This window comes from Actinokineospora alba (genome assembly GCF_004362515.1).
Taxonomy (GTDB): Bacteria; Actinomycetota; Actinomycetes; order Mycobacteriales; family Pseudonocardiaceae; genus Actinokineospora; species Actinokineospora alba.
The window spans coordinates 6,999,060-7,023,007 of record NZ_SNXU01000001.1; the positions used below are offsets into that span (position 1 = coordinate 6,999,060).

Below are 23,948 nucleotides of genomic sequence, written 5' to 3' on the forward strand. Positions count from 1 at the left end.
TCGTGTTTGTCAGGCCGTCGCCGACATGGACGTGTGGGGGTCGCCGACGACTTCAAGACGACTTCGCCGGATCCGGTCACGACCCCACTCGCCAAGCGGTAGCAGCGCCTCATTGAGCGCCGCGCCCGCGTCGGTCAGCGTGTACTCCACCTTCGGCGGCACTTCCGCGTAGACCGTGCGGTGGATGAGCTCGTCCTCTTCCATTTGGCGCAGATGCTGGGTCAGCATCTTCTCGCTGACGCCGGGCAGCGCGCGGCGCAGTTCGGCGAACCGGCGGACACCGTGGGAGTGCAGCTCCCACAGGATGAGGCCCTTCCACTTGCCGCTGACGACGTCGAGCGCGGCGTCGATGCCGCAGATGTACGGCCCGAGGCGGGGTGCTTTCGCCATCGGATCCTCCCCTTCACTTACCAAAAGGTAAGTACCGCAGTAAATAGTGGGTACTTCCGTGATGGTACGCCGTCACACAACATGATCGGTGTGGCTGAAACCAACCGAAACCCGAACCCCCCGACCGATATCACCCTGCTCGGCCTCGGCGCGATGGGCGGCGCGCTGGCCGCCGCTTTGCTCGACGCCGGTCATTCCGTGACCGTCTGGAACCGCACCCCCGGCCGCGACACGGACCTGGTGGCCCGCGGAGCCCGTACCGCGGGCTCGGCCCGCGAGGCCGTGTCGGCGAGCCCGGTGGTCGTCGCCTGCCTGCTCAAGCACGACTCGGTGCACGAGACCCTCGACCCGGTCGTCGACGCCTTGCGCGGCCGGACGCTGGTCAACGTCACCACCACGACGCCGAACGAAGCCCGCGAACTCGCGTCCTGGGCGGCCGACCACGGCGTCGACTACCTCGACGGCGCGATCATGGCCGTGCCCGCCATGATCAGCTCCCGCGCGGGTCAGATCTTCTACAGCGGCTCTCGGACGGCGTACGACGCGCTGCTGCCGATCATCGAGACCTGGGCCACGAGTGAGTTCCACGGCGAGGACGCCGGCCGGGCCTCGCTGGTGGACCTGGCGATGCTGTCGGGGATGTACCAGATGTTCGCCGGATTCCTGCATGGCGCCGCGATGGTCGGCTCGGTCGGGATGAGCGCGGCCGACTTCGCGGCCCGGCAGGCGCCGTTCCTGGCCGCCATGACCGGCGAACTCGCGGGCTTCGCCGACGTCGTCGACGGGGGCGACTACACCGTCCCCAATCAGCAGAGCCTCGACTTCTCCGACCTGTCGCACATCGTGCGGGCGAGCCAGGACCAAGGCGTCGATCCCGCTCCCATCGCCGCGGTTCAGGCGCTGATCGATAGGCAGGTCGCCGCAGGCCATGGCTCCGAAGGGTTTGCCCGGGTCTACGAGAGCCTGCGGGCCGGAGAGCTGGTGGGGCGATGAGCGCGATTCCGGTCACCGTGATCGGGCTCGGCCCGATGGGCCAGGCCATGGTCCGCCTCCTGCTCGCCGCGGGCCACCCGGTCACGGTCTGGAACCGCACGCCGTCGCGTGCCGAAGGCGTCGTCGCCGACGGCGCCCGGCTGGCCGCCTCACCCGCCGACGCCGTGGCGGCGGGCGACCTGGTGATCTTGAGCCTGACCGACTACCAGGCGATGTGGGACATTCTCGGCGACGCGACGGCGGCCCTGGCCGGGCGGACGCTGGTCAACCTCAGCTCCGACACCCCCGACAAGACGCGTGACGCGGCGGCGTGGGCGCGCTCGCACTCGGCGTCGTTCGTGGCAGGCGGCGTCATGGTGCCCCCGCACATGCTCGGCACCGACCTCGCCTATGTGTATTACAGCGGCGACGTGGCGGCATTCGACGCGCATCGCGCGACACTCGCCCACCTCGGTGAGCCGCGCTTCCTGGGCGACGATCCCGCTCGGGCCCAGCTGATGTACCAGGCCCATCTCGACGTCTTCCTGACCACGTTGTCGGGCTTCGTGCACGCGACCGCTCTCGTCGGCTCGGCGGGCATCACGGCTGAGGAGTTCCTGCCCGAGGTCATGCGGCTGTTCCACGCGATCCCCGACATGATCGCCGAGGACGGCGTCGCGGCGCTCGGAGCCCGGATCGACGCGGGCGAACACCCGGGCGAAGTGGGCAACAGCGTCATGATGGGTGCCACCGCCGACCACATCGAGGCGGCCAGCCGATCCGCGGGCATCGACCTCACGCTGCCACGCGCCGTCCAAGCCCACTACCACCGCGCGATCAGTGATGGACATGGCGCCGAGGCGTGGACCCGGATCATCGACGGTATCCGGGCCCCGCGATGAACCCATGAGGTTTCCCCGCCGCGGTTGAACCGGGCCGCGGCGGGGAAACCTCTCCCAATGGAAAGACGAGTCCGCACCACCAGAGATGGCCCTGTCCTCATCGAAGGGCCGGTGGAACTCACCACAGAGGACGGCAGGACGGTCCACTCGGACCGCTTCGTCACCGCACTGTGCACCTGCCGCAGAAGCAGCATCTACCCGCTCTGCGACGCCAGCCACCGCAAGAAGGTCCGTGAGGTTTAAACCCGTTGCGGCACAGGGTATTCGCCGCCCATGCTGCTACTGCGACCGCCGGGCGTCTACCGGCCACAGTCCGACACCAGGCTGCTGCTGGACGCCTTCGAGGCGGCCGCGATCCCGCCCGGTGGCACCGTTCTCGACGTCGGCACCGGAACCGGCGCCATAGCCATAGCCGCCGCCAGAGCCGGGGCCAGACACGTCACCGCCGCCGACGTCAGCCTGAGAGCCGTGATCGCCGCCCGGCTCAACGCCAGACTCCGGCGCGCCCGCGTCTTCGTCGAACACGGCGATGCCCTGGACTTGGCCCTGGGCCGCAGATTCGACCTGATCCTCGCCAATCCCCCCTATGTCCCCGCTTCCACCGCCCGACCCCGAGGCCGAGCCAGGGCCTGGGACGCGGGCCACAACGGCCGGGCCATCCTTGACCGCCTGTGCGCCCTGGCACCGGACCTGCTGGCACCGAACGGAACACTGCTGGTAGTCCACTCAGGACTCTGCGACGCCGACACCACCCTGCACCAGCTGCGCGGCGGCGGACTCAAAGCCGCCATCGTCGCCCGTCAGGACGAACCGTTCGGCCCGGTGATGAACCAGCGGGTCGATCTGCTCGAAAGCCGGGGACTGATACCACCGGGCCGCAGGCACGAAGAACTCGTCGTCATCCGCGCCGACCGGGTCACCCAGCCGCGCTGATCCGCTGGTCCACCAGCAGTGACGTCCGGTCCGCCTGCCACGACGCCAGCAGGTGATCGGCCAGCCGGGCCTCCAGCAGCTCCGTGCCCTGAATGCCGAGCACCACCTCCGCCGCCAGTTCCGGTTCGTCATCCAGCAGCCCGCCGATGACGTCCTCCCGCATGACCTGCTCGTGGACCGCGTCGGCTTCCACGTGTTCGCTGAAGAAGAACCGGCAGGCGGGCCCGAACCCGAGCCGGTCGACCGCCTTGACCAGCCTGCCCGCGCTGGGCGCGGTGGTGATCTCGGCGGCGGCGAAGTGGCCGACCAGGGCACCTCGGCGGGCGCGGTGCAGACCGAACAGCGACATCAGGTTGACGACGGCGATCGCGGGCGCGGGAACGAGGTCGAGGTAGTGCCAGTACCCGTTGTGCAGACCGGCGTCGGCGAGCAGGTCGGCGTAGAGCTGAGAGTGCATCCGCTCGGCCCGGCCGCCGCCGAACTCGTCGAACTCGACCGCCACGAGCGCGGCCTTCGCGCGGCCGCGCAGCCGGGGGATGACCCACGCGTGCGGGTCGGCTTCCTTGAGGTGGTAGACGGAGCGGTGGATGAAGTACTCCCGCAGGTGCCACGCTTCGCCCCGGTCGCGCAGGAAGTGCGACACGCCGGACCCCGGCACGGTCTCGACCAGCAGCTTCTCCAGCTCACCGGACACATCGGACCCGCCCGCGACGTCCGCGCGCACGGCGTCGAGGAACACGCGCTCCATTGCGCCGCGCAGCCGGAGCAGCTCAGGCGACCACTCCAGGTCGCCCAGCCCTTCGGCGAAACCGCGGTAGTGCAACTCGTAGCAGAGGTGCAGCGCGAGAGTCAGGTCTTCGCCGTACGGGTCGGCGGTCACGGAGGTAGGCAGAGGCTGGTCGTCACCGAGGATGGCGGCGCGGACCGCCGCGGAGAGTTCACCGCGCGCGGCGGGCAGGGTCGGGCTCGTCATCAGGTCCTCCCAAGGGCTTGAGTACCCACACCGTCGAGGTCCACGCCTTCGACCAGCCGGTCGGCGAGCATCGCCACGACCGCCCCCGGCCCGGCGGCGCGCTGCAGCTCGGCTCCGGTGCCACGCAGGCGAAGCAGCGACCACGCGACCCGCACGAAGGCCAAGTCGCCCGCGTCCTCGAGCGCCGGAGTCACTTCGGCGAGCAGCTCGGCGACCATCCGGTGCCCGGTCACCAGGACACCGTCGACCGGGTGCACCGCGGGCCCGTCCACTCCGTACCTCGCCGCCGACCACACCGCGGCGGCGGCCATCTGCGGGTCCAGCCGCGGACCTTCCCGGCCCACCGCCAACTCCTCGACCGCCGTGCGCACCAGCGCGCGGCTCAAAGCCGCCTGCAGCACCGATTCCCACGCCTCGACCGTCGTGTCGGCGGCCCGGAACTCCACGGTCGGCAGGTGCGGGGACAGGCGCGCGAACCAGAACGTCATCCGGTCGTCGATCAGGACGCCGCAGTCGACGAGCCGTTCGACCGCCCGGTCGTACTCGGCCGCCGACGTGCACCACGGCGGCAGCCCCGACCCGGGGAACCGCGACTGCTCGACGGCCCGCCAGCTCTGATAGCCCTGGTCCCGCCCGTGGCGCAGCGGCGAGTTCACCGACAGCGCGAGGAGCGTGGGCAGCCAGGGCGCGACGTGATTGAGCACGCCGACCGCGGTCTCCCGATCGGGCACGCCGACGTGGACATGGCAGCCACAGGCCTGATAGTCCCGGATGAGTCCGGTATGGACACCTTCGATCGCGGCGAACCGGGCGCCCTCGGTGCGCGCGGGCAGCATGTCGCCCATCGGGGGCACACCTGTGGCGACCACTCGGACACCCAGCGTGCTCGCGGCCCGCGCGAGCAGCCGCCGACCGGCGACGAGCTGCGCGGCGACCTCATCGAGCGAGCGGCAGACCCCGGTCGCGGCTTCCACCTGGGTCTGGAACAGCTCGGCGTGCCACAGCGTGGGCCCCGGCTCGGCCCGGACGAGGGCGAGCACGGCTTCGGCGCGCGCCACCGGCGATCCAGCGGTGTCCACAAGGAGGAACTCCTCCTCGACGCCCAGCGTCGTGCGGGCGGCGTCCTCGTCCGCCGCGCCGAACTCCTCGCGGGGCGCCATGGCGCGGTGTTACCCCCAAGGTCAGGCCGCCAAACTCGGTGGCCCGGCGCGCGGCCGGGCCACCGGTTCGGTCAGGAGTGCGGGCAGGTGTCGAGGTACCGCAGGATGGTCGAGTCGGTCGGCCGCGGGCAGAGGAACTGCTCGTACCGAACGTCGTTGTCGATGAACCGCTTCGACCACGAGATCAGGTACTTGGCCATGGTGGTGTTCGGCGAGTTCGGGAAGTAGTGGCTCGCCCCGGCGAGTTCCATGTACGCCTTGTCCGGCGCACTCGCCAGGGAGTCGTAGAACGGCTTCGCGTGGTTCGCGGGTGAGGCGACGGTGTCGTTCTGCCCGGCGATGATGAACGTCGGCACGCGCACGTTCGACCAGTTCTTGGTGGTGTGCCAGGGCGCGAGCGGGATCGCGGCCTGCAGGGTGGGCCGCTTGTTGGCCGCCTCAAGGGAACCGCCACCGCCCATCGAGTGCCCCGCCACGGCGAGTCTCGTCGAGTCGACCCGGGCGCGGACACTGCTCTGCCCGGTGAGGTAGTCCAACGCCGCCAGCAGTTGGGTGCCGCGACTCGGCGGGAAGTCGTAGATGCTGATCGTGTCGATGACGAACACGACGAAGCCCTGCGAAGCCAGTCGAGGCCCTATCCACGCCACCGACGACTGGGTTCCGGTGTAGCCAGGCACGACCGCCACCGCGCCGAACGTGCCCTGGCTGGTGTCGGTCGGGTAGTAGATGGTCCCACCGCCGAATCCGGTGACACTCGAACGCGAGACGGTGAGCTGCGCGGTGGCGAAGTACCCGCGGCTCGCCTCGATGCTCGCGACCGTGGGGGCAGGCCCACGCTCGTAGGGATTGACCTCGACGGCGGTCGCCGCGGGCGCGGCGACCAGCGCCATGGTGAGAGCGACGAGTGAACCAACTCTTAACAGTCGTGACATATCCGCTCCGTAGTCGCAGGGTGACTTTGTGATCGGAGCCACAACTTACTTAAAAGTAGTTACCCGCCGGTAGTCCTCGGTTATCAATGACAACCAACGTTGTTCAGTTGATCCCGCGGTCCAGACCCGACCAGTACGGCTGCCGGAGCTTGAACTTCTGGATCTTGCCCGTGGCCGTGCGCGGGATCGAGTCGCGGAACTCGACGCTGGTCGGCGCCTTGTAACCGGCCATCCGCTGCTTGCAGTGGGCGATGATGTCGGCCTCCTCCGCGCTCGCGCCCTCCGCGAGCACCACCAGCGCCTTGATCGTCTCGCCCCACTTCTCGTGCGGGACGCCGATGACGGCGACCTCGGCGACCGCCGGGTGGCTGAAGATCGTGTCCTCCACCTCGATCGACGAGACGTTCTCGCCGCCGGTGATGATCACGTCCTTCTTCCGGTCGGAGATCGTCAGGTGACCGTCGGCCGGGTCGATCGTGCCGCCGTCGCCGGTGTGGAACCACCCGTCCTTGAGCGCTGCCTCGGTCTCCTCCGGCTTGTCCCAGTACCCGTCGAGCACCACGTTCGACTTCGCCAGCACCTCCCCGGACTCCGACACCTTGAGCTGCACGCCCAGCGCCGGAAGGCCCGCCCGCGACAGCTTCCGGGCGCGCTCCTCGGCGGGCAGGGCGGCGGCGGCGGGCTGGGAGCGGTTGAAGGTGAGCAGCGGCGAGGTCTCGGTGAGGCCGTAGATCTGGGTGAACTCCCAGCCCAGTTCCTCCCCCACCCGCTGGATGGTCCGGCTCGGCGGCGGGGCGCCCGCGCAGACGATCCGCACCCGGTCGCGGCCGGGGATCTCGCCCTCCCAGGTCGCCGCCGCGTCGAGGACCGCGTTCCACACCGCGGGCGCGCCGCACATCAGGGTGACCCCGTGCTGGTCGACCCGGCGCAGGATCTCGGTGCCGTCGACCTTGCGCAGGACGATCTGCTTGGCGCCCAGCCCGGCCATGGTGAACGGCATTCCCCAGCCGTTGCAGTGGAACATCGGCAGGGTGTGCATGTACACGTCCTGCTCCCACGCGCGGGTGTGCAGGCCGAAGGTGAGCCCGTTGACCCAGATGTTGCGGTGGGTCAGCTGCACGCCCTTGGGCCGGGCGGTGGTGCCGGAGGTGTAGTTGATCGTCGCCGTGGCGTCCTCGTCGGGGTTCGACCAGGGGCGCGGCTCGACGCCGGGGCGCATCAGCTCGGACTCGGTCTGCTCGCCGAGCACGAACCGATGGTTGGCCTTGACCCCGGACAGCGCGCTGTCGAGTTCGGGGTCGACGAGCAGCACCGACGAGCCGCTCTGCCCGACGACGTACTCGATCTCCTCGGGCTTGAGCCGGAAGTTGACCGGCACGCAGATCCGCCCGCTCATCGGCACCGCGAACAGCAGCTCCAGCAGCCGCGCCGAGTTGTGGCTGACCACCGCCACCCGCTCGCCCTCGCCGACGCCGAGCGCGTCCAGGCCCGCCTGCCAGGCCCGGACCCGCTCGCCGAGACGGCCGTAGGTGGAGTCGGGCACCGGTGGGCCGGGCTGGTCCGGCTCGTCGACCACGCCGGGGCTGTCGGCGAAGCCCAGTTCGGCCCGGTCGAGGAAGTCCCCGACGGTCATCGGTACCCGCATCACACTCTCCTCTTCGGCTTACTTCTGGTGTGGAGCCTGGTACTTGTCGGCGTCCGGCGCCTGGAACAGCGGCTTGACGTACTTGAGTCCACCCTCTGCCGCCGCATCGATCTGCGCAACATAAACCTTGCGGGTGGGCGGGGCGCCGGGCTTGGAGAAGTCCAGATCCGCGATCAGGTTGTCGGTCGAGGCCGAGTCGGTCTCGGTGAGCGCCTTGGCGATGCCCTCGCGGGTGAGGTCCTTGTTCTCGCAGGCCTTCTTCAGGACCGACCCCCACACCGCGCCGACCGCGTAGCCGTAGGGGACGCCGATGTTGGCGGGCTCCTTGTAGGCCGCCTTGTACTTGGCGGCGACGTCCTTGGCCTTCGGGATGTCCGCCGAGAACGGCACGCCGCTGGCGACGAGGTACAGCTTGTCGAGTGCCGCGGCGGCCGGGCTCGACAGCAGCGCGGGGTCGAACACGGGGTTGTTGCCCATCAGCGGCACGTTCAGCCCGAGCGCCTTGTTCGCCGCCGCCACCGAGCCGGTCTGCGTCGGCGAGGTGGTCAGCAGGATCGCCTTGACGCCCTCGCCCTTGAGGCCGGTGACGATGTTGGTCAGGTCGGTGTCGGTGGAGGTCACCTTGACCTCCTTGACCTCGAGCTTGTGCTGCTCGGCGTAGTGCTTGGACCCGCGCAGGCCGTTCTTGCCGTACTCGCCGTCGATGTAGATGTGGCCGACCTTGTCGCCGTCGGCGACCATCCCCTGCTCCTGCAGGTAGGACAGGCCGTCGATCATCTCGACGTCGTAGGTGGTGCCGACGATCATCACGTACGGGTTGTCCAGCAGCTCCGAGGACCACGATGCCGGGGTCACGACCACCTTGTCCGACAGCACGTTCTGCTTCAGCGCGGCCACCACGGGCGAGCCGAGGAGCTGCACGAAGCCGAGCACCTTCGGCTCGATCTGCGGGTACAGCGTCTTCGCGGTGTCGGCCTTGTAGCCGTGGTCGACGGTCTCCAGCTTGACCTTGCGCCCGCAGACCCCGCCCTCGGCGTTGAAGTCCTTGGCCCACAGCTCATTGCCCTGGGTGATGCCGAGCCCGAGGTTCTTGAACACACCCGTCTTGTCGGTCATCACGCCCAGGGTGATCTCGGCGTCGGTCACGCCGATGCCGGACTTCACCCCGGCGGCGTCCGAACCGGACGATCCGGAGCCGCCCGCCTTGGTGCTGCACGCGGAAAGGGCGAGCGCGGCCGCGAGCGTGACCGCGGCGGTCGTCCGCGACGGAGAACGGGTCATGACGTTTCCTCTCGGGTGATTTCACGTGGTCGTGCGCGGAACAGGCCGGTGAGCCGCCTGCCGATCGCCGCGAGACCGCCGGGCTCGAACAACACGACGACCACGATCGCCGCGCCATAGATGAAGGAACTGACCAGGATCGGGGTCAGGCCGCCGCCACCGGTCTCGCTGAACCAGCCGAGGTCGCCGGAGAACAGGGTGAGCGCCTGTGGCAGCCCGTGGACGATGAGCGCGCCGACCACGGCACCTGGAACGGAGCCGAGCCCGCCGATGATCACCATGGCGAGGAAGGCGATGGACACGTTGATGCCGTAGGTGCCGTACTCGCTCTCGTCGGGTTTGAGGATGTCGAACCAGAGCACGGTCATCACACCGGCAAGGCCCGCGAACGCCGACGAGACCGCGAAAGCACCGGCTTTCGCCCGCGCCACGCCGACCCCCATCGCGGTGGCGGCTGCCTCGTTGTCGCGCACCGCCCGCCACGACCGGCCGACCCGGCCGCGCACGGCGCCGCGGGCGAGCAGGAACGCGATCGCGGTGAGGATCAGGAACAGGTACCAGATCCGTTCGGCCGCCCGGATCGGCACGCCCATCAGCTCGATTTCGGGGCCGCCGTTGGAGAACGGGAACCCGAACAGCTCGAAGGTCGCGGGGGTGCGGCCGGTCGACGTGCCGCCGGTCAGCGCGTCCAGCGACTGTCCGAAGTAGAGCCCGAGGAACACCAGCGACAGTGACGCGACGCCGAGGTAGATCCCCCGCAGCCGTCCGGCGACCGGGGCGAACGCCAGGCCGACGAGCGCCGAGATGACCACCGCGCCGATCAGGGCGAGGCCGGGGTCGAGTCCGAGGCCGATCACCCGGTCGTCGTCGGTCGGTCCGGAGAGGACGGTGTAGCCGGTGGCGCCGACGAGCAGGAAGAAGGCGTGGGCCAAGGAGAGCTGGCCCGCCTGTCCGGTGAGGAGGGTCAGTCCGATGGCGCCGACCGCGCCGATCATCATGTACTGCCCGGCTTTGAGCCAGGCGGTGTCGATGTAGAGCGGCAGCGCGGCCAGCAGGACCACCAGGGCGATCCAGGCGGCGGCCCGGATCGGCCTGGCCGTGGAGCGCCGGGCAGGCGGAGTCGCGACAGGGGCGGGTGTCGTGGTTTCCATGACCAGTTCAGACACGGGTGCTCTCCCTTGTGCCGAACAACCCTGATGGCCGGACCACCAGCACGACCAGCATCACCAGGAACACGGCGGACTTGGAGAAGTCGAACGAGATGTACTGGGCGGACAGGGCTTCGGTCAGGCCGACGACGAGCCCGCCGACCACAGCGCCCGCGGTGGAGTCCAAGCCGCCGAGGATGGCGGCGGGGAAGGCGGCCAGCGCGATCGAGTGGGTGCCGCGGGACAGGCCGGAGCCGGAGAAGTCCTGGGTGGCGATGAACAGGACCGCCACACCGGCCAGCAGACCGGCGACAAGCCACGCCGTCGCCGTGACCCGCGAGGAACGGATGCCCATGAGGGCGGCGGCTTCCCGGTTCTCGGCCTGGGCGCGCATCGCGACACCCCAGTTGGAGTACCGGAACGCGAGGAAGAAGGCGGTGACGAGGACCGCGCCGACACCGATCGCGACCAGGTGCGTGCGGAACAGGGTCAACCCGCCGACCTGGATCGGCTGCGCGTCCCACGCCTCGCCGAGGAACGGCACGGTGACACCGAGGCGGCGCACGATCTCCTCGGTGATGATCACGTCGAGCCCGATCGTGAGCAGCGCCAGACTGTTCGCGTCGGCCAGTTTCGACCGGGACAACAGCAGCCGCTCGACCAGCAGCGCGAGCAGCCCGGCCGACACGATCCCGACCACCGCCGCGCCGACCCAGCCGAGACTGTCGCGGGTCACCACGACGAGGTAGCCGCCGACCAGCACCAGCGAGCCGTGGGCGAAGTTCACCACCTCGGTCGCCTTGAAGATGACCACGAAGCCCAGCGCCAGCAGCGCGAACACCGCGCCCTTGCCCACCCCGTTGACCACCAGCTGCAGGAATGTCTCCATCAGGCGTCCTCCGATCCGCTGCCCAGGTACGCCTTGACCACTTCGGGATCGGCCTGGACCTCCGACGGCGTGCCGTCGGCGATCCGCCTGCCGAAGTCGAGCACCGTCACCCGGTCGGCGATGCCCATGACCAGGTTCATGTCGTGTTCCACCAACAGAATCGAGATCCCCAGCGCGTCGCGCAGGTCCCGGATCGTGGCGGCCATCTCGGCGGTCTCCACGGCGTTCATGCCCGCGGCGGGTTCGTCGAGCAGCAGTAATGTCGGCTCGACCGCCAACGCCCGCGCCACGTCCGTCCGCTTGGCCGCGCCATAGGAAAGAGCGGCGACCGGGGCGTGCAAGACCTTGCCGAGGCCGAGGAACTCGCAGATCTCGACGGCCCGCTCGGTGTGCCTGCGTTCCTGCTTGACCGTCCACGGGAGACGCAGGCCGCAGGAGAGGAAGCCGCCGGTGGTGAGGGCGTGCCTGCCGAGCATGACGTTGTCCAGGACGGTGGAATGCGGCGAGAGCGCGGTGTTCTGGAAGGCGCGGCCGATCCCGAGCTTGGCCAACCGGTGCGGGCGCTGCCCGGTCAGCTCGGTGTCGCCGAACCGGACCCGGCCGGAGGTGGCGCGGTAGACACCGCTGATCACGTTGAAACAGCTCGACTTCCCGGCCCCGTTCGGCCCGATCAGGGCGTGCACGGTCCCGGGGCGGACGGTGAAGGACACGTCGTCGAGGGCTCGGAGACCGCCGAAGGCGAGGGTCACGGAGTCGACCTGAAGCTCGACCAGGTCCTCGCGCAGCGTCGGGGCGCTCATGCCTGCCACCTCGACAATCCACGAATCCAGCCGCGCGGACGAACGCCCGCCCGGAAACGAGAGCACCGCTCGCCATCGCGAGCACCGCTCTCCAACACCTCCCGAGAGCGCCGCTCGCCATCGCGAACACCGCTCTCCAACACCTCCCGAGAGCACCGCTCTCCTCTGTGAGCACCGCTCCACAACGCCTCACGAGAGCACCGCTCTCTGTTGTGAGCACCGCTCCCGATCACCCGCGGAGAGCACTGCTCTCCATCGCGAGCAGTGCTCTCCACCACCTGCCGAGAGCACTGCTCTCCGAAGAGAGCACCGCACCCACCCGCCAACAGAGAGCACTGCTCTCTGTTGTGAGCACCGCTCCCGACCACCCGCGGAGAGCACTGCTCTCCGCTGCGAACGCCGCCCCCACCAGCACAAAGAGAGCACCGCTCGCCACCGCGACCACCGCTCTCCACCACCTGCCGAGAGCACTGCTCTCCGCAGAGAGCACCGCACCCACCCGCCAACAGAGAGCACTGCTCTCTGTTGTGAGCACCGCTCCCGACCACCCGCGGAGAGCAGTGCTCTCCGGAGCGAGCACCGCTCTCCGGCGAAACCCGCTCCAGCGCGGCGTCGACGACTCGTCCGGTTCGCCCGCTCATGCCACCCACCTCGACAACCCCCGCACCCCAGCACGCTGTTCGGCGGCGCCGCGCGCCTCGGCTTCGGCGGTGGCGGCCGACTCGGCATGGCCGCCCAGGTACAGCCGCTGCACGTCGTCGCTCGCCGACAGGTCCGCCGCTGTGCCGGACAGGGCGGTGCGGCCGGTCTCCAGCACCACGGCGTGGTCGGCGACCCGCAGGGCCATGACCGCGTTCTGCTCGACGAGCACCACCGCCGTCCCCTGCGCGTGGATCTCGCGGATGATCTCGCCGATGCGGTCGACGATCTTCGGCGCCAACCCGAGCGACGGCTCGTCGAGCAGCAGCAGCTTGGGCGCCGACATCAGGGCACGGCCGATCGCGAGCATCTGCTGCTCACCACCCGACAGCAAGCCCGCGCGTTGTTTGGCGCGTTCGGCCAGCACCGGGAACAGCTCATGGACCCGAGCCCGGGCCGCGGTGCGTGCCTCGGCCGTGCGGGCGCCGATGCCGCCCGCCCGCAGGTTCTCCTCCACGCTCATCCGGGCGAAGACCTGCCTGCCCTCCGGCACCCCGACCACGCCGAGGCGGACGATCTCGGCCGGGTCCAGCCGGTCGATCCGCTTGCCCGCGAACTCGACCTGCCCGGCGACGACCGACCCGCGGTGCAGGCGCAGCGTCCCGGAGATCGTTCGGAGCAAAGTGGACTTTCCGGCGCCGTTGCTGCCCAGCACGGCCAGCACGCTGTCGGCGGCGACCTGGAGATCGACCCCGTGCAGGGCGGCCACCGAACGGCCGTAGCGCACCTGCAGATTCCGCACGACAAGCACCAGGGCCTCCTCGTCGCGATGTGGCGGCACTCACATCGGCTTGGGTGTTCCGGCAATGGTGCTGACCGGTTCCGCCCGGCCACACCCCCAGATGGAGAGGTGTACGAATCGCCCACGGCGTGCAATGGTTTCCGTTGTGTCGGCCGAACACCGGGTGAACGCGGAGCGAGCGATCGAGCAGGAATCCGTGCTCGACGCGCTGCTGCGAGAGCGCGAGGGACTGCTCGGCACGCTCGACCGCGTGGTCGCCCTGCATGGCACGGCTCGGCTCATCCGCGACACCATCGGCGTCGACGCGGCGTTCATCGCCGACCTCGACAACTCCGACCGCGCCGTCATCCGCTGGCTCGCGGGCAACAAGACCAACTCGCTGCAGAACCTGGCCGTGCCACGCGGGCAGGGAGTCGGTGGAACAGTGCTGGCCCTCGGCAGGCCGATGCAGGTCAGCGACTACGTCCAGTCCTCGGCGATCACCCACCAGTTCGACGAGCAGGTCAGCGGCGAGGGCATCTCGGCAATACTGGCCGTGCCGATCATCGACCCGTTCGCCTCCAAGATCGTCGCGGTCGCCTACGCGGCGATGCGCACCTCGGCCCGCTTCGGCGACGACGCCGTGGGCCGGATGGAGACAATCGCCTCGCAGGCGGCCAAGGCGCTGCATGTCGCGGGCCAGGTGGAATCCACCCGGGACCGGGCGGTCTCCGCCGAGCGGCAGCGGATGCAGGCCAACCTGCACGACTCGGTCGGCGCGATGCTGTTCTCCATCGGCGCCCAGGTGCGCGACCTGCACACCGCCGTCACCGACAACCCCGGCCTCACGACCCGGCTGACCCGGCTCGAACAGGAGGTGTCGGCCGCGTCGATCGCGCTGCGCGAGTCCTTGCTCGCCCTGTCGGAGTCGACCCCGGAGCGCGCGCTGCCCGTCGAGCTGGCCGAGCACTGCCGCTCCTTCGAGGCCCGCAGCGGCGTCCCCGCCCGGTTCGTGCAGCTCGGCGACCTGCGCCCACTCGACGCCGAACGCACGTCGCTGCTGGTGTCGGTGGTGCGCGAGGGGCTGCTGAACGTCGAGAAGCACACCCAGGCCTACTACGTCGTGGTGAGCCTGAGCGCGACCGACGACGGTGTGCAGGTCGTCGTGGCCGATGACGGCAGGCCTGATCCCACGGACGAACCGGTGATGAGCTGCGGGATGGGGGTGCGCGCCCTCTCCGAGCGGGCCGCCCGCCTCGGCGGCCGGGTCAGCCTGGTCCGCGACGAGGACGGCGGCACGACCCTGCGCGCGTGGCTGCCGGGCGTCGAGAAGCGCGCAACGGCATGACGATCCGGATCATGGTGGTCGACGACCACCCCGTCGTCCGCGACGGCGTGTCCCTGCTGCTGCGCTCGGACCCCGCGATGCAACTCGTCGGCGCCGCCGAGTCGGGCCGCACCGCGATCGAGCGGATCGCCGAGCTGGCACCGGACCTGGTGCTGCTGGACCTGCGGATGCCCGACATGCTCGCCCCTGAGGTGATCACCGAGCTGCGCAAGGTCCACCCCAGCGCCCGCATCGTCGTGTTCACCGCACACAGCGACCACCAGGGTCTGCGGGCGGCGCTGGAGGCGGGCGCCAACGGCTGCCTGCTCAAGGATGTGGCGGGCACCGACCTGGTCTCCGCCCTGCGCCGGGTCCTCCGCGACGAACGCGTCATCGACCCGAGAATCCTGCCCAGCGCCGACGTCCAGTCCGACGCCCTGGCCCGCAGCGGCCTGACCCGCCGCGAGTACGAGGTTCTGCGGCTGGCCGCGCAGGGCCAGACGAACCCGGAGATCGCGGAGTCGACCGGGCTGACGCGCAACACGGTGAAGACGTATCTGCAGGCGGCACTGCACAAACTCGGCGCCCGGAACCGGGTGGAGGCCATCAGCAAGGCGAGTGAGGCCGGGCTGCTGTAGCCCAATTCACTTGCCACGGCGGGGATCATTCGAAACATGTGCAAGAGGAAGTGCCCATGAGGGCCCAGCTGCGCGAGATCGCGCGTCACACCGAGGGCATCGTCCACACTGGACATTACCGATCCCCGCTCGGCCGCGAGGTCACCTTCGCGGCCGAACTCGCGATCGCGTTGGCAGGCACCAGGATCTACGGCCCGGACCCGGTGCCGGTGTCACACCTGGACAACGACCGGCCCACCCGCATCGAGGTGACCGGAGAAGGCAGCATCCAGGCCGCGCACCGACTCTCGGTGAAGCCCGATCCGGTGGCGGTGCTCAACTTCGCCTCCGCCCGCAACCCTGGCGGCGGCTACCTCAACGGCGCGCAGGCCTAAGAGGAAGCACTCTGCCGAGACTCGGCCCTGTACGCCACCTTGCTGCGAGCGCCCGACTTCTACGCCCACCATCGCGGCAACCGCGACGCCTTCTACACCGACCGAGTGATCCACTCCCCTGCGGTGCCAGTCTTCCGCGACAGCCGGGGCGAGTTGCTGGAAGTCCCCTTCACCGCGGGCTTCCTGACCTCCCCCGCACCCAACGCGGGCGCATCCGACGCCAGGCCCCCGAACAAGCGCACCGCATCCCGGCCGTCCTGGCGAGCCGTGCCGAGCGAGTCCTCGAAGTGGCCGCCGCCAACGACTACCGCCGCCTGGTGCTCGGGGCGTGGGGATGCGGCGTGTTCCAGAACGACCCCGCCCTGGTGGCAGGCACGTTCCGCGACCTGCTCACAGGTCGCTTCGCCGGACACTTCGACGAGGTCGTCTTCGCCGTCCTCGACCGCACCGGCGCGACCCGCGACGCCTTCGACCGGACGTTCGCCTAGGCCGCCTAGGCCAGAGTGGCGTCCAGTTCGATCTTCACGCCGGTCAGCGCGGCCGACACGGGGCAGGTCTGCTTGGCCTGCTCGGCGATCTCAAGGAACTTCGCCTCGTCGGCGCCCGGCACCTCGGCCCGCACGGTCAGCAGGATGCCGGTGATCCCGAATCCCTCGCCGACCTTCCCGAACTCCACCTTCGCCGAGGTCTCCATCCGGGTCGGCGGGATCCCGGCGCGGGCCAGCAGCGCGGAGAACTGCATGCAGTAGCAGGACGAGTGGGCCGCGGCGATCAGCTCCTCCGGGCTGGTCTTCCCGTTGGGCTCCTCGGTGCGGGCGGGCCAAGACACCCCGAACGAGCCCAGGCCCGAGCTGTCCAGGTTCACCGTGCCCGACCCGCTCGCCAGGTCGCCGGTCCATTTCGCGGTCGCCGTGCGGTCGGTCATGTCCGCGTTCCCTTCGCCGAAGTCGATGCGGTCACCGACCAGCGTTGGACACCGGACCCGCCTTGTCCACTCGACGCTATGCCTCAGGGCTGCGCAGCTGTACCGACCCGTGGGCCTCGCGCGGCGGGGCGGGCGTCGGCACCGCGGGCGGGCCGCCCCGGAGCGCGAGGAAGGCGGTCGGAAAGGCGACCACGACCGCGGCGACCAGCAGCCAGAACCCGATACCGACCCCGGCCGAGTACTCGATCAACGCCCCGACGGGACTGTTGTTGGTGGGGCGGAAAGACGCCTCCCAGCTCACCACCTGGGCGGTCACCGTCGCCACGGCTCCCGCGAGGAACGCGGTGGCGACCCCGCACAACGCGGCGGCGAGCCGCTTGGCCGCGGGGGTCGCGCGCCGGGGCGCGGCGACGAGACTGGCCACGGCCGCGACCAGCAGCGCCCCCGCCGCGATCGACAACGGCACCCCGGTCACGGGTGCGTCGCCCGACTTCGGGCCGCCGGTGGTGGAGAAGTCCCACCCGGTGATCGTCATCGTGAGCACCTGACCGGCCGCGCGCACTTCGCCGCCGAACAGCGGCAGGAAGGTCCCGACCACCGTCGACACCGCAGCCGCCAAGCCCAGCAGGCCGCCCAGGAGCGCGGTCGCGCGCCACCCGGCAGTCACGGGTGGCGGCCCCTGCTCGGGTCCGTCGGACGGTGGCTCTGACTCTGATCCCAGGCTGGTCATCCCCTGATGGTGCCCGAACAAACCGCCGCCCGGACCGCTTTGTACGAGGTTCTGGCACGCATTAGCTCCACAACCGCTCCACAGCGTTCACTCTTTAGTGGCGCTTTTTGTGAGAATCTTTCCTCGACCGTGTCGCAACGGACACGGGGCGTCACCGGTGCTGGTGAAGTCGCCGGAGGCGTCAGCCGTCGGGGAAAGGACCTCACCATGCTGACCAAAAGCCGGACACGCTGGAACCTCTTAGGCCTGGTGACGGCCACCGTGGCCGTCACCATCGGACTGCAGGCCCCCACGGTCGCCGCCGCCGCCCCGCTCACGGTCGCCCAGGCGATCAGCCAGCAGAGCGGGGCCACGGCCACCGTCCGCGGCTATGTCGTCGGGCAGCCGACCGCGACGACCACGGTGGTGCGTTCCAATTTCCCGTCGGATTACGCGATGGCGCTGGCCGACTCGGCGAGTGAGACCGGCACCTCGCGGATGATCTACGTGCAGATCACCTCGGCGTTCCGCGCGAACTATGGGCTGCGGACCAACCCGAGTCTGATGGGCAAGCAGCTCGACGTCACCGGGACGCTGAGCTCGTACTTCTCCCACCCGGGCCTGGTTTCGACCACCGCGTTCGCGCCGGCAGGCGGCACGCCGACCACCACCACGACGCCACCGACGACCGGCACACCGGGCGACTACGACGACACGTACTACAAGACGGCGATCGGCAAGACCGGTCCCGCGTTGAAGACCGAGCTGAACCGGATCATCAGCACCCAGACCAAGTTGAGCTACGACCAGGTGTGGAACGCGCTCAAGGCGACCGACCAGGACCCGGCGAACAGCGCCAACGTCATCCTGCTCTACAGCGGCCGCTCGCAGAGCAAGACCACCAACGGCGGCGACCCGGACGACTGGAACCGCGAGCACGTCTGGGCCAAGTCGCACGGTGACTTCGGCACCGCCACCGGGCCGGGCACCGACATCCACCACCTGCGCCCCGAGGACGTCTCGGTCAACGCCAACCGCGGCAACAAGGACTTCGACCTGGGCGGCTCCCCCGCCGCCGAGGCGCCGGGCAGCTACACCGACGCCGACTCCTGGGAGCCGCGCAACGCGGTCAAGGGCGACGTCGCGCGGATGATCTTCTACATGGCGGTGCGCTACGCGGGGACCGACGGCTTCGCCGACCTGGAACTCAACGACAGCGTCAACAACGGGACCGCGCCGTACCACGGCAAGCTGTCGGTCCTGAAGCAGTGGAACACCCAGGACCCGCCGGACGCCTTCGAGAAGCGGCGCAACCAGGTGATCTACGACCAGTTCCAGCGCAACCGCAACCCGTTCATCGACCACCCCGAATGGGCCAACGCCATCTGGAACTGACGACAGCCGCGTTGGGGCACCCGGGTGGTGTCCCAACAGGACTCTTGGCACGCCTGTTGATCTACGCCAGACTGCGGCGAGTTGACCTGACTCAAACGCAGGAGGCGGCTCGATGAGGCAGTCCAGGACCAGTCGATTCAGGCGCAGCGCGGCCGTGGTGGCGGCCGCGCTGCTTCTCTTCCCCCTCAACGCTCCCACCGCGTCCGCGGCGGTGGGCGATCTGGCGTGCACGGGCAACTTCCAGTTCAACTTCACGCCACCGCTGACTTCGAGCTCCACGACGGCCGCGGCGGAGGTGTCCGGCGGACTGGTGGACTGCTTCTCCGCCAACGGGTCGTACACCCGGCTGAAGTCTGGCTACCGCACCGGCGTGGGGTCCGTCAGCCGAGAACTCGGCACCGCGCCGTGCGCGCCGGTCATGACGATCACCGAGGGCGCGGTGCTGTACTGGAACACCGGTGAGCGCAGCAAATTCGACATCACCGTCAACACCGACCCGAGCTCGGGCGACCTCACGATCAGCGCGTACTTCACGCACGGGCCGCTCGCCGGGGACACCGCCAACGCCTACCCGATCGTCTTGCACCCCAACGCCGACTGCGCCACCAACGGCCTGTCCTCGCTCACCTCGGATCTGCTCGAAGTGTTCTGGGAATAGCCCTCAGGCCGAGGTCATGAACTGAGCGCAGTGCTCGCCGATCATCATGGCCGGTGCGTTTGTGTTGCCACCGACGATGCTCGGCATGATCGACGCGTCGGCGACCCGCAGCCCCTCGATGCCACGCACGCGGAGCTGCGGGTCGACGACCGCGCGCTCGTCCACACCCATCCGGCAGGTGCCGACCGGGTGGTAGACCGTTGTGGCGCGGTTGGGCAGTTCCCGCATCAGGGCGGCATCGTCGGCATAGTCCGGCCCCGGTGAGAGTTCCGCGGTGACGTCGCCCGCGATGACCTTGTTCGCCATGATCTCGCGCACCAGCTTCATGCTCTCCAACAACAACTCGGAGTCGCGCCGCGCGGTGAGGTAGGCCGGGTCGATCAGCGGCGCCGCGGTCGGGTCGGCGGACGCCAGCCGCATCGTGCCGCGGCTCTCGGGGTAAATCAGCGTCGCCATCACGGTCAGCGCGGGCCGCGGGTCCACGTTGTGTCGAATCGGGGCGTCCTGGTTGGGGAACGGGTAGGACCACGGCAGGGCCAGCAGCTGGATGTCGGGCACCGCACCCGCCCGGGAGCTGCGGACGAACCCGACGGACTCGAACACCGTGCGCCCCACCCAGGTCCCACCGGAAACAGCCTCCTTCAGCACCCCTTTGGCGAAGTACGGCCCGGTTCCGCGATGCTGCGCGCTCTTGGTCAGGTAGGTCATCGGGACGAACATGTGGTCGTGCAGGTTGTCGCCAACCGGCAGGTCGGCCCGCACCTCGATTCCCTTGTCCCGCAGGTGTTCGGCCGGTCCGACACCGGAGAGCATGAGCAGCTGCGGCGAGCCGAACACGCCCGCCGACAGCACCACCTCACGGGAGGCGTGGATGACTTCCCGGCCGGACTTCGTCAGGATCTCCACCCCGGTCGCCCGGCCGCCCTCGATGACCACCCGGGACACCGTCACCCCGGTGCGCACCCGCAGGTTCGGCAGACCCGCGCCGAGATACCCGATGGACGAGCTGTAGCGCAGCCCGCCGTCGATGTTCTGCTGGACGACGCTCGCGCCTTCCTGCTCCTCGCCGTTGTAGTCGTCGTTCTTCTTCACTCCGGCGGTCTCGCTCATCGCCTCGATGAAAGCCTCGGAGGCCGCGGTCATCCCCTGCTGCCGGGTGACTTTGATCGGCCCGCCCGCCCCGCGCAGGTCGTTGCCGCCGTCGGCCCAGTCCTCCATGCGCTTGAAGCTGGGCAGGACGTCGTCGAAGCCCCACCCGGCACAGCCATCGGCGGCCCAGTCGTCATAGTTGCGGCGGTTGCCGCGGACGAAGATCATCCCGTTGATCGAGCTGGACCCACCGAGCACCCGCCCCCGGGTCTGCGGAATCCGCCGGTCGAGCGCGCTTGCCTGGGGAACGGAGTAGTAGCTCCAGTCCAGCCGCTTCTTGAGCTGGGGGATGTTGTGGAACACCGCGATCATCCCGGGCTTGCGCACCAGCCTGGACTTGTCGACGGGGCCCGCCTCGAGGAGCACGACCTCGGCCCCACTCTCGGCAAGCCGTCGGGCCACGGCGCAACCCGCGCTGCCCGCGCCAACGACGACATAGTCAGGATGCTTCATGCGCCGACCTCCGGAGCCACAGTGAACCCCCACACTAGAACACGTTCTATCTTTAGCGGAAGCGTCCAGGTGTCAACCGGGAAGAAAATCGGCATGATCTCCCCATGACCCTGGACCCGCGGCGTGTCGCCGTCCTCGCCCTGCACTGGCAGGTCAACGTCATCAAGCCGGAAGGCTTCTTCGGCGGCATGCTCGCCGAACCAGTAGCCCAGAGCGGCGTCGTCGACCGCGCCACCCGCTTCCATGAGTCGGTTGGGGTGCCGGTGGCCTTCACCAGGTTCACCGTCCCGGTGGGCGAGGGAGCCCTGGTCCGCAACACCGGCTTCATGAAAGCGGTCGGCGACGCCCAAGAGGCCTTCCGCCCCGACAGCCACGGCGCGGCACTGATCCCGGAGATGGCAGGCCAGGCCGCTCAGGTCTTCGACAACCAGAAACTGTCCGGCCTGGCAGGCAGCGAACTGCCGGAATGGCTGACCGAACACGCCATCGACACGGTCTTCATCACCGGAGTCGCAACAAACCTGACCGTCGAACAGACGGCCCGGCACGGGACCGACCTCGGCCTGACCGTCCACGTCATCAGCGATTGCGTCACGGCGGCCACGGAGGAAGCCCACCTCGCCTCACTGGCCAACCTGGACCTCGCGACCGCGGGCGGCCTGACCGCGGCGGAAGCCCTGGCCATGCTCGGCTGAGCCACCCACACCCACACCCACAGCCACAGCCACAGCCACAGCCCCACCGTGGCACGTTCACCCGCCCCGCACGCTGGGACACCACCCACCCCGCACCGTGGCGCACTCCGCCCACCCCGGACACCCAGGAACGCCACCCGCCCCACACCGTGGCGCACTCCGCCCACCCCGGACACCCAGGAACGCCACCCGCCCCACACCGTGGCGCACTCCGCCCACCCCGCACCCCTCGGGCGTTACCCACCCCACACCCTTTGGGACGCCCCCGGGCACCCTTGACGCCTCTACACCCCAGAAAGCCCCCGACCCGCCACCTCGGCAGCCCCCACCCCGCAGTCCGACAACCCCACCCGGCACCTCGGCACGAACAAACCTCACCGGATGCCCTTGTCCTTGCCGCTCCGGACGTGGTCACCCTCAGGGACACGCCTCCCCCATAGCTCCGGACGTGGTCACCTCAAGGGACGGCTCTTCGCCCCTGCACTTCCCCCTTGCCCCTCGTCCTGGCCGCTTTTAATTCTCGATCATCGCTGTCAAGGGTCGGCTTGCCGATCGCGCAGCGACGGCCGTCTACGGCCGCCCTTGACAGCGATGATCGAGAATTAAACAATCGCGCCAGAGGGGCCACCCACTTCACTAAGACCCCGAGTTCTCGTTGGCTCCCAACAAGAACAGTCCCCCTCGGACACAATTGTTTAACTCTCGATCATCGGCGTCAAGGGCGGCGCAAGCGCCGTCGCTGCGCGATCGGCAAGCCGACCCTTGACACCGATGATCGAGAGTTAAAGATGGCCAGGACGAGGGGGCAGGGGGTAGAGCAGGGATTAAAAGCCAAAGACCGCATAGGCAACCCCGTCCGGGGTGGGCTGTCGGTGGTGCGGTCTTTGGGTGCCGTGCCTTGCCGTGCCGCCTGGTTGAGTTGGTGGCGGTGCTGGGTTAGACGGCAGCCGTTGCGGGTCGGGGCTCACGCAAGGGTGCGCCCGAATCGTGCAGGTGGCTCAGGACCTGCAGGTACGACTCCAGCATCCCGCACGCCAGGTAGGGGACGCCGATGCTCGCGCAGTAGTCCCGCACCATCGGTTGCGCGTGCCGCAGGTTGACGCTCGGCATGTTCGGGAACAGGTGGTGTTCGATCTGGTAGTTCAAGCCGCCCAGCAGCACGTCGACACCATGGTTGCCGAGGATGTCGCGCGACGTCAGGACCTGCTTGCGGAGGAAGTCGAGTTTCTCGTCCTTCGCCACCAGCGGCATGCCCTTGTGGTTCGGGGCGAACGACAGGCCCAGGTGGACGCCCATGACGCCGTGGTGCACGAGGATGAACAGCACTGCCTTGCCCGGCGAGAGCACCATGAACACCGCCGTCAGATATCCGGCCGTGTGGGCGATGAACAGGAACGCCTCCAGTCGGACCGCCCTGACCTCACGCTTCACGATGGCCTCGACGCCCGCGACCTTGAGCATGACGCCCTGGGTCAGCAGCAGCGGGAGGAACAGGTACGCCTGGTAGGCCGCGATCCAGCGCAGCGGGCCGGTCTTGGTGCGGGCCTGGTCGCGGCTGAACGCCAGCGCCGGGATATCGATGTCCGGGTCGTCGTCGTGGTTCGGGTTGGCGTGGTGGCGGTTGTGCTTGCCCACCCACCAGCCGTAGCTGATGCCGGTGACCGTGCCGCAGATGTAGCCGACCAGGTCGTTGTACTTGCGGGAGGTGAAGATCTGCCGGTGCCCGGCGTCGTGGCCGAGGAAGCCGAACTGGGTCGACACCAGCGCCACACCCACCGCGAGCAGCAGCTGCCACCACGAATCGCCGAGCATCACGAAGCCGACGGCCACCGCGGCGAGGGCCAGCACGGTGAGCGCCATCCGGACCGCGTAATAGCCGTATCGCCGGTCGAGCAGGCCCGCGGCCTTGATCGAGCGGGCCAGGTCGGCGAAGTCGCTGCCTCGCCGTTCAGCCAGTAGTTCGGTCATCGTGGGCAACCTCCGTCGACGAACAGGACATCCGTGGCGAAGCCCGTCAGGGAATCGTTCTGCCGTCAGCGGTCGCCGCACTCCCAGCGACCATAAGGCCGAACCCGCTGCGAACCGCAGAACAGCGGCCTAACCCCAAGCGACAATCAGCGTTCGTACGCGTGGACGACCAGAACGTAGTCAAAATCCCACACAGCCGTGGGCGGCGAGAC

General features: G+C 69.3%; 23 protein-coding genes and 1 pseudogene. 10 read left to right on the plus strand and 14 right to left on the minus strand.

All coding sequences use genetic code 11. The features are described 5' to 3' along the window. Positions 1 to 9: 9 nt before the first annotated feature. A complete protein-coding gene (locus C8E96_RS31495) occupies positions 10 to 390 on the minus strand; it encodes a winged helix-turn-helix transcriptional regulator (protein WP_091381134.1) in 381 nt (126 codons plus the stop codon). A gap of 90 nt (positions 391 to 480) precedes the next feature. On the opposite strand from C8E96_RS31495, the gene C8E96_RS31500 reads away from it, so the two are divergent. From C8E96_RS31500 to C8E96_RS31515, 4 genes are read left to right on the plus strand one after another with little or no spacing between them, the layout of a single operon-like run. Continuing rightward, positions 481 to 1,383 (plus strand): NAD(P)-dependent oxidoreductase, encoded by a 903-nt coding sequence (locus C8E96_RS31500; protein WP_228770139.1) that lies wholly within the window; start codon positions 481 to 483, stop codon positions 1,381 to 1,383. Next, the gene (locus C8E96_RS31505) at positions 1,380 to 2,264 is read left to right on the plus strand and encodes an NAD(P)-dependent oxidoreductase (RefSeq protein WP_091381138.1); all 885 of its coding nucleotides are present in this window, start codon (positions 1,380 to 1,382) and stop codon (positions 2,262 to 2,264) included. Before C8E96_RS31500 ends, C8E96_RS31505 begins: the two co-directional genes overlap by 4 nt. 57 nt (positions 2,265 to 2,321) lie before the next feature. Next, positions 2,322 to 2,507 carry a CDGSH iron-sulfur domain-containing protein gene (locus C8E96_RS31510; RefSeq protein ID WP_091381140.1) on the plus strand — a complete coding sequence of 62 codons (186 nt, stop codon included), beginning with the start codon at positions 2,322 to 2,324 and terminating at the stop codon, positions 2,505 to 2,507. A gap of 30 nt (positions 2,508 to 2,537) precedes the next feature. After that, positions 2,538 to 3,197: a HemK2/MTQ2 family protein methyltransferase gene (locus tag C8E96_RS31515; protein ID WP_091381144.1), complete on the plus strand. Its 660-nt coding sequence runs from the start codon at positions 2,538 to 2,540 to the stop codon at positions 3,195 to 3,197. Here the strand turns inward: C8E96_RS31515 and C8E96_RS31520 are convergent. The 9 genes from C8E96_RS31520 to C8E96_RS31560 all read right to left on the minus strand — a co-directional run bounded on the left by C8E96_RS31520 (position 3,181) and on the right by C8E96_RS31560 (position 13,475). Beyond that, positions 3,181 to 4,170, minus strand: coding sequence for an iron-containing redox enzyme family protein (locus C8E96_RS31520; protein WP_091381147.1), 990 nt, complete (start codon positions 4,168 to 4,170; stop codon positions 3,181 to 3,183). The two genes, C8E96_RS31515 and C8E96_RS31520, sit on opposite strands and share 17 nt — an antisense overlap. Next, on the minus strand, positions 4,170 to 5,330 hold the full coding sequence (locus tag C8E96_RS31525; RefSeq protein ID WP_091381149.1) for a carboxylate-amine ligase: 1,161 nt from the start codon (positions 5,328 to 5,330) through the stop codon (positions 4,170 to 4,172). Before C8E96_RS31525 ends, C8E96_RS31520 begins: the two co-directional genes overlap by 1 nt. A gap of 71 nt (positions 5,331 to 5,401) precedes the next feature. Beyond that, positions 5,402 to 6,262 (minus strand): dienelactone hydrolase family protein, encoded by an 861-nt coding sequence (locus tag C8E96_RS31530; protein ID WP_091381151.1) that lies wholly within the window; start codon positions 6,260 to 6,262, stop codon positions 5,402 to 5,404. A 103-nt stretch (positions 6,263 to 6,365) separates the two neighbouring features. Continuing rightward, complete coding sequence (locus C8E96_RS31535) at positions 6,366 to 7,907, minus strand: AMP-binding protein (RefSeq protein ID WP_091381154.1); 1,542 nt, start codon at positions 7,905 to 7,907, stop codon at positions 6,366 to 6,368. 18 nt (positions 7,908 to 7,925) lie between these two features. Further along, positions 7,926 to 9,188, minus strand: a complete 1,263-nt coding sequence (locus C8E96_RS31540) for an ABC transporter substrate-binding protein (RefSeq protein ID WP_091381157.1) — start codon at positions 9,186 to 9,188, stop codon at positions 7,926 to 7,928. Next, a complete protein-coding gene (locus C8E96_RS31545) occupies positions 9,185 to 10,339 on the minus strand; it encodes a branched-chain amino acid ABC transporter permease (protein WP_091381448.1) in 1,155 nt (384 codons plus the stop codon). Before C8E96_RS31545 ends, C8E96_RS31540 begins: the two co-directional genes overlap by 4 nt. A 7-nt stretch (positions 10,340 to 10,346) precedes the next feature. Further along, the gene (locus tag C8E96_RS31550; RefSeq protein WP_091381159.1) at positions 10,347 to 11,225 is read right to left on the minus strand and encodes a branched-chain amino acid ABC transporter permease; all 879 of its coding nucleotides are present in this window, start codon (positions 11,223 to 11,225) and stop codon (positions 10,347 to 10,349) included. Further along, positions 11,225 to 12,025, minus strand: coding sequence for an ABC transporter ATP-binding protein (locus C8E96_RS31555; protein ID WP_091381161.1), 801 nt, complete (start codon positions 12,023 to 12,025; stop codon positions 11,225 to 11,227). Before C8E96_RS31555 ends, C8E96_RS31550 begins: the two co-directional genes overlap by 1 nt. A gap of 637 nt (positions 12,026 to 12,662) precedes the next feature. Further along, a complete protein-coding gene (locus C8E96_RS31560) occupies positions 12,663 to 13,475 on the minus strand; it encodes an ABC transporter ATP-binding protein (protein WP_091381451.1) in 813 nt (270 codons plus the stop codon). A 136-nt stretch (positions 13,476 to 13,611) separates the two neighbouring features. Between C8E96_RS31560 and C8E96_RS31565 the strand changes: the two genes are divergently transcribed. The 3 genes and pseudogenes from C8E96_RS31565 (at position 13,612) to C8E96_RS31575 (ending at position 16,272) form a co-directional block, all read left to right on the plus strand. Next, entirely contained in the window at positions 13,612 to 14,793 is a 1,182-nt protein-coding gene (locus C8E96_RS31565) for a GAF domain-containing sensor histidine kinase (protein WP_228770141.1), read from the plus strand. Continuing rightward, complete coding sequence (locus C8E96_RS31570) at positions 14,790 to 15,410, plus strand: response regulator (protein ID WP_091381166.1); 621 nt, start codon at positions 14,790 to 14,792, stop codon at positions 15,408 to 15,410. The genes C8E96_RS31565 and C8E96_RS31570 overlap by 4 nt, the downstream gene beginning before the upstream one ends. 56 nt (positions 15,411 to 15,466) lie before the next feature. After that, positions 15,467 to 16,272, plus strand: a pseudogene (locus C8E96_RS31575) (TIGR02452 family protein). Positions 16,273 to 16,277: 5 nt separating this feature from the next. On the opposite strand, the gene C8E96_RS31580 reads toward C8E96_RS31575, so the two are convergent. Continuing rightward, on the minus strand, positions 16,278 to 16,709 hold the full coding sequence (locus tag C8E96_RS31580; RefSeq protein WP_091381168.1) for an OsmC family protein: 432 nt from the start codon (positions 16,707 to 16,709) through the stop codon (positions 16,278 to 16,280). A 76-nt stretch (positions 16,710 to 16,785) separates the two neighbouring features. Then, the gene (locus C8E96_RS31585; protein WP_091381171.1) at positions 16,786 to 17,376 is read right to left on the minus strand and encodes a hypothetical protein; all 591 of its coding nucleotides are present in this window, start codon (positions 17,374 to 17,376) and stop codon (positions 16,786 to 16,788) included. A gap of 270 nt (positions 17,377 to 17,646) precedes the next feature. Here C8E96_RS31585 and C8E96_RS34700 point away from each other — a divergent pair, with 270 nt between their 5' ends. Continuing rightward, the gene (locus C8E96_RS34700) at positions 17,647 to 18,813 is read left to right on the plus strand and encodes an endonuclease (protein WP_091381173.1); all 1,167 of its coding nucleotides are present in this window, start codon (positions 17,647 to 17,649) and stop codon (positions 18,811 to 18,813) included. Between the two features lie 112 nt (positions 18,814 to 18,925). After that, entirely contained in the window at positions 18,926 to 19,471 is a 546-nt protein-coding gene (locus tag C8E96_RS31595) for a hypothetical protein (protein WP_133794925.1), read from the plus strand. 3 nt (positions 19,472 to 19,474) lie between these two features. Here C8E96_RS31595 and C8E96_RS31600 read toward each other — a convergent pair whose 3' ends face one another. Then, positions 19,475 to 21,073: a GMC family oxidoreductase gene (locus tag C8E96_RS31600; RefSeq protein WP_091381179.1), complete on the minus strand. Its 1,599-nt coding sequence runs from the start codon at positions 21,071 to 21,073 to the stop codon at positions 19,475 to 19,477. A gap of 104 nt (positions 21,074 to 21,177) precedes the next feature. Between C8E96_RS31600 and C8E96_RS31605 the strand changes: the two genes are divergently transcribed. Next, a complete protein-coding gene (locus C8E96_RS31605) occupies positions 21,178 to 21,768 on the plus strand; it encodes a cysteine hydrolase (RefSeq protein WP_091381182.1) in 591 nt (196 codons plus the stop codon). Between the two features lie 936 nt (positions 21,769 to 22,704). On the opposite strand, the gene C8E96_RS31610 is transcribed toward C8E96_RS31605, so the two are convergent. Next, positions 22,705 to 23,736 (minus strand): fatty acid desaturase family protein, encoded by a 1,032-nt coding sequence (locus tag C8E96_RS31610; RefSeq protein WP_091381186.1) that lies wholly within the window; start codon positions 23,734 to 23,736, stop codon positions 22,705 to 22,707. Between the last annotated feature and the right edge of the window lie 212 nt (positions 23,737 to 23,948).

Bases quoted from the DNA above. Each gene is read 5' to 3' on its own strand.
- C8E96_RS31495 (WP_091381134.1), bottom strand. From the start codon at position 390: ATGGCGAAAGCACCCCGCCTCGGGCCGTACATCTGCGGCATCGACGCC.
- C8E96_RS31505 (WP_091381138.1), top strand. From the start codon at position 1,380: ATGAGCGCGATTCCGGTCACCGTGATCGGGCTCGGCCCGATGGGCCAG.
- C8E96_RS31510 (WP_091381140.1), top strand. From the start codon at position 2,322: ATGGAAAGACGAGTCCGCACCACCAGAGATGGCCCTGTCCTCATCGAA.
- C8E96_RS31515 (WP_091381144.1), top strand. From the start codon at position 2,538: ATGCTGCTACTGCGACCGCCGGGCGTCTACCGGCCACAGTCCGACACC.
- C8E96_RS31520 (WP_091381147.1), bottom strand. From the start codon at position 4,170: ATGACGAGCCCGACCCTGCCCGCCGCGCGCGGTGAACTCTCCGCGGCG.
- C8E96_RS31525 (WP_091381149.1), bottom strand. From the start codon at position 5,330: ATGGCGCCCCGCGAGGAGTTCGGCGCGGCGGACGAGGACGCCGCCCGC.
- C8E96_RS31530 (WP_091381151.1), bottom strand. From the start codon at position 6,262: ATGTCACGACTGTTAAGAGTTGGTTCACTCGTCGCTCTCACCATGGCG.
- C8E96_RS31535 (WP_091381154.1), bottom strand. From the start codon at position 7,907: ATGCGGGTACCGATGACCGTCGGGGACTTCCTCGACCGGGCCGAACTG.
- C8E96_RS31540 (WP_091381157.1), bottom strand. From the start codon at position 9,188: ATGACCCGTTCTCCGTCGCGGACGACCGCCGCGGTCACGCTCGCGGCC.
- C8E96_RS31545 (WP_091381448.1), bottom strand. From the start codon at position 10,339: ATGGAAACCACGACACCCGCCCCTGTCGCGACTCCGCCTGCCCGGCGC.
- C8E96_RS31550 (WP_091381159.1), bottom strand. From the start codon at position 11,225: ATGGAGACATTCCTGCAGCTGGTGGTCAACGGGGTGGGCAAGGGCGCG.
- C8E96_RS31555 (WP_091381161.1), bottom strand. From the start codon at position 12,025: ATGAGCGCCCCGACGCTGCGCGAGGACCTGGTCGAGCTTCAGGTCGAC.
- C8E96_RS31570 (WP_091381166.1), top strand. From the start codon at position 14,790: ATGACGATCCGGATCATGGTGGTCGACGACCACCCCGTCGTCCGCGAC.
- C8E96_RS31580 (WP_091381168.1), bottom strand. From the start codon at position 16,709: ATGACCGACCGCACGGCGACCGCGAAATGGACCGGCGACCTGGCGAGC.
- C8E96_RS34700 (WP_091381173.1), top strand. From the start codon at position 17,647: ATGCTGACCAAAAGCCGGACACGCTGGAACCTCTTAGGCCTGGTGACG.
- C8E96_RS31595 (WP_133794925.1), top strand. From the start codon at position 18,926: ATGAGGCAGTCCAGGACCAGTCGATTCAGGCGCAGCGCGGCCGTGGTG.
- C8E96_RS31600 (WP_091381179.1), bottom strand. From the start codon at position 21,073: ATGAAGCATCCTGACTATGTCGTCGTTGGCGCGGGCAGCGCGGGTTGC.
- C8E96_RS31605 (WP_091381182.1), top strand. From the start codon at position 21,178: ATGACCCTGGACCCGCGGCGTGTCGCCGTCCTCGCCCTGCACTGGCAG.
- C8E96_RS31610 (WP_091381186.1), bottom strand. From the start codon at position 23,736: ATGACCGAACTACTGGCTGAACGGCGAGGCAGCGACTTCGCCGACCTG.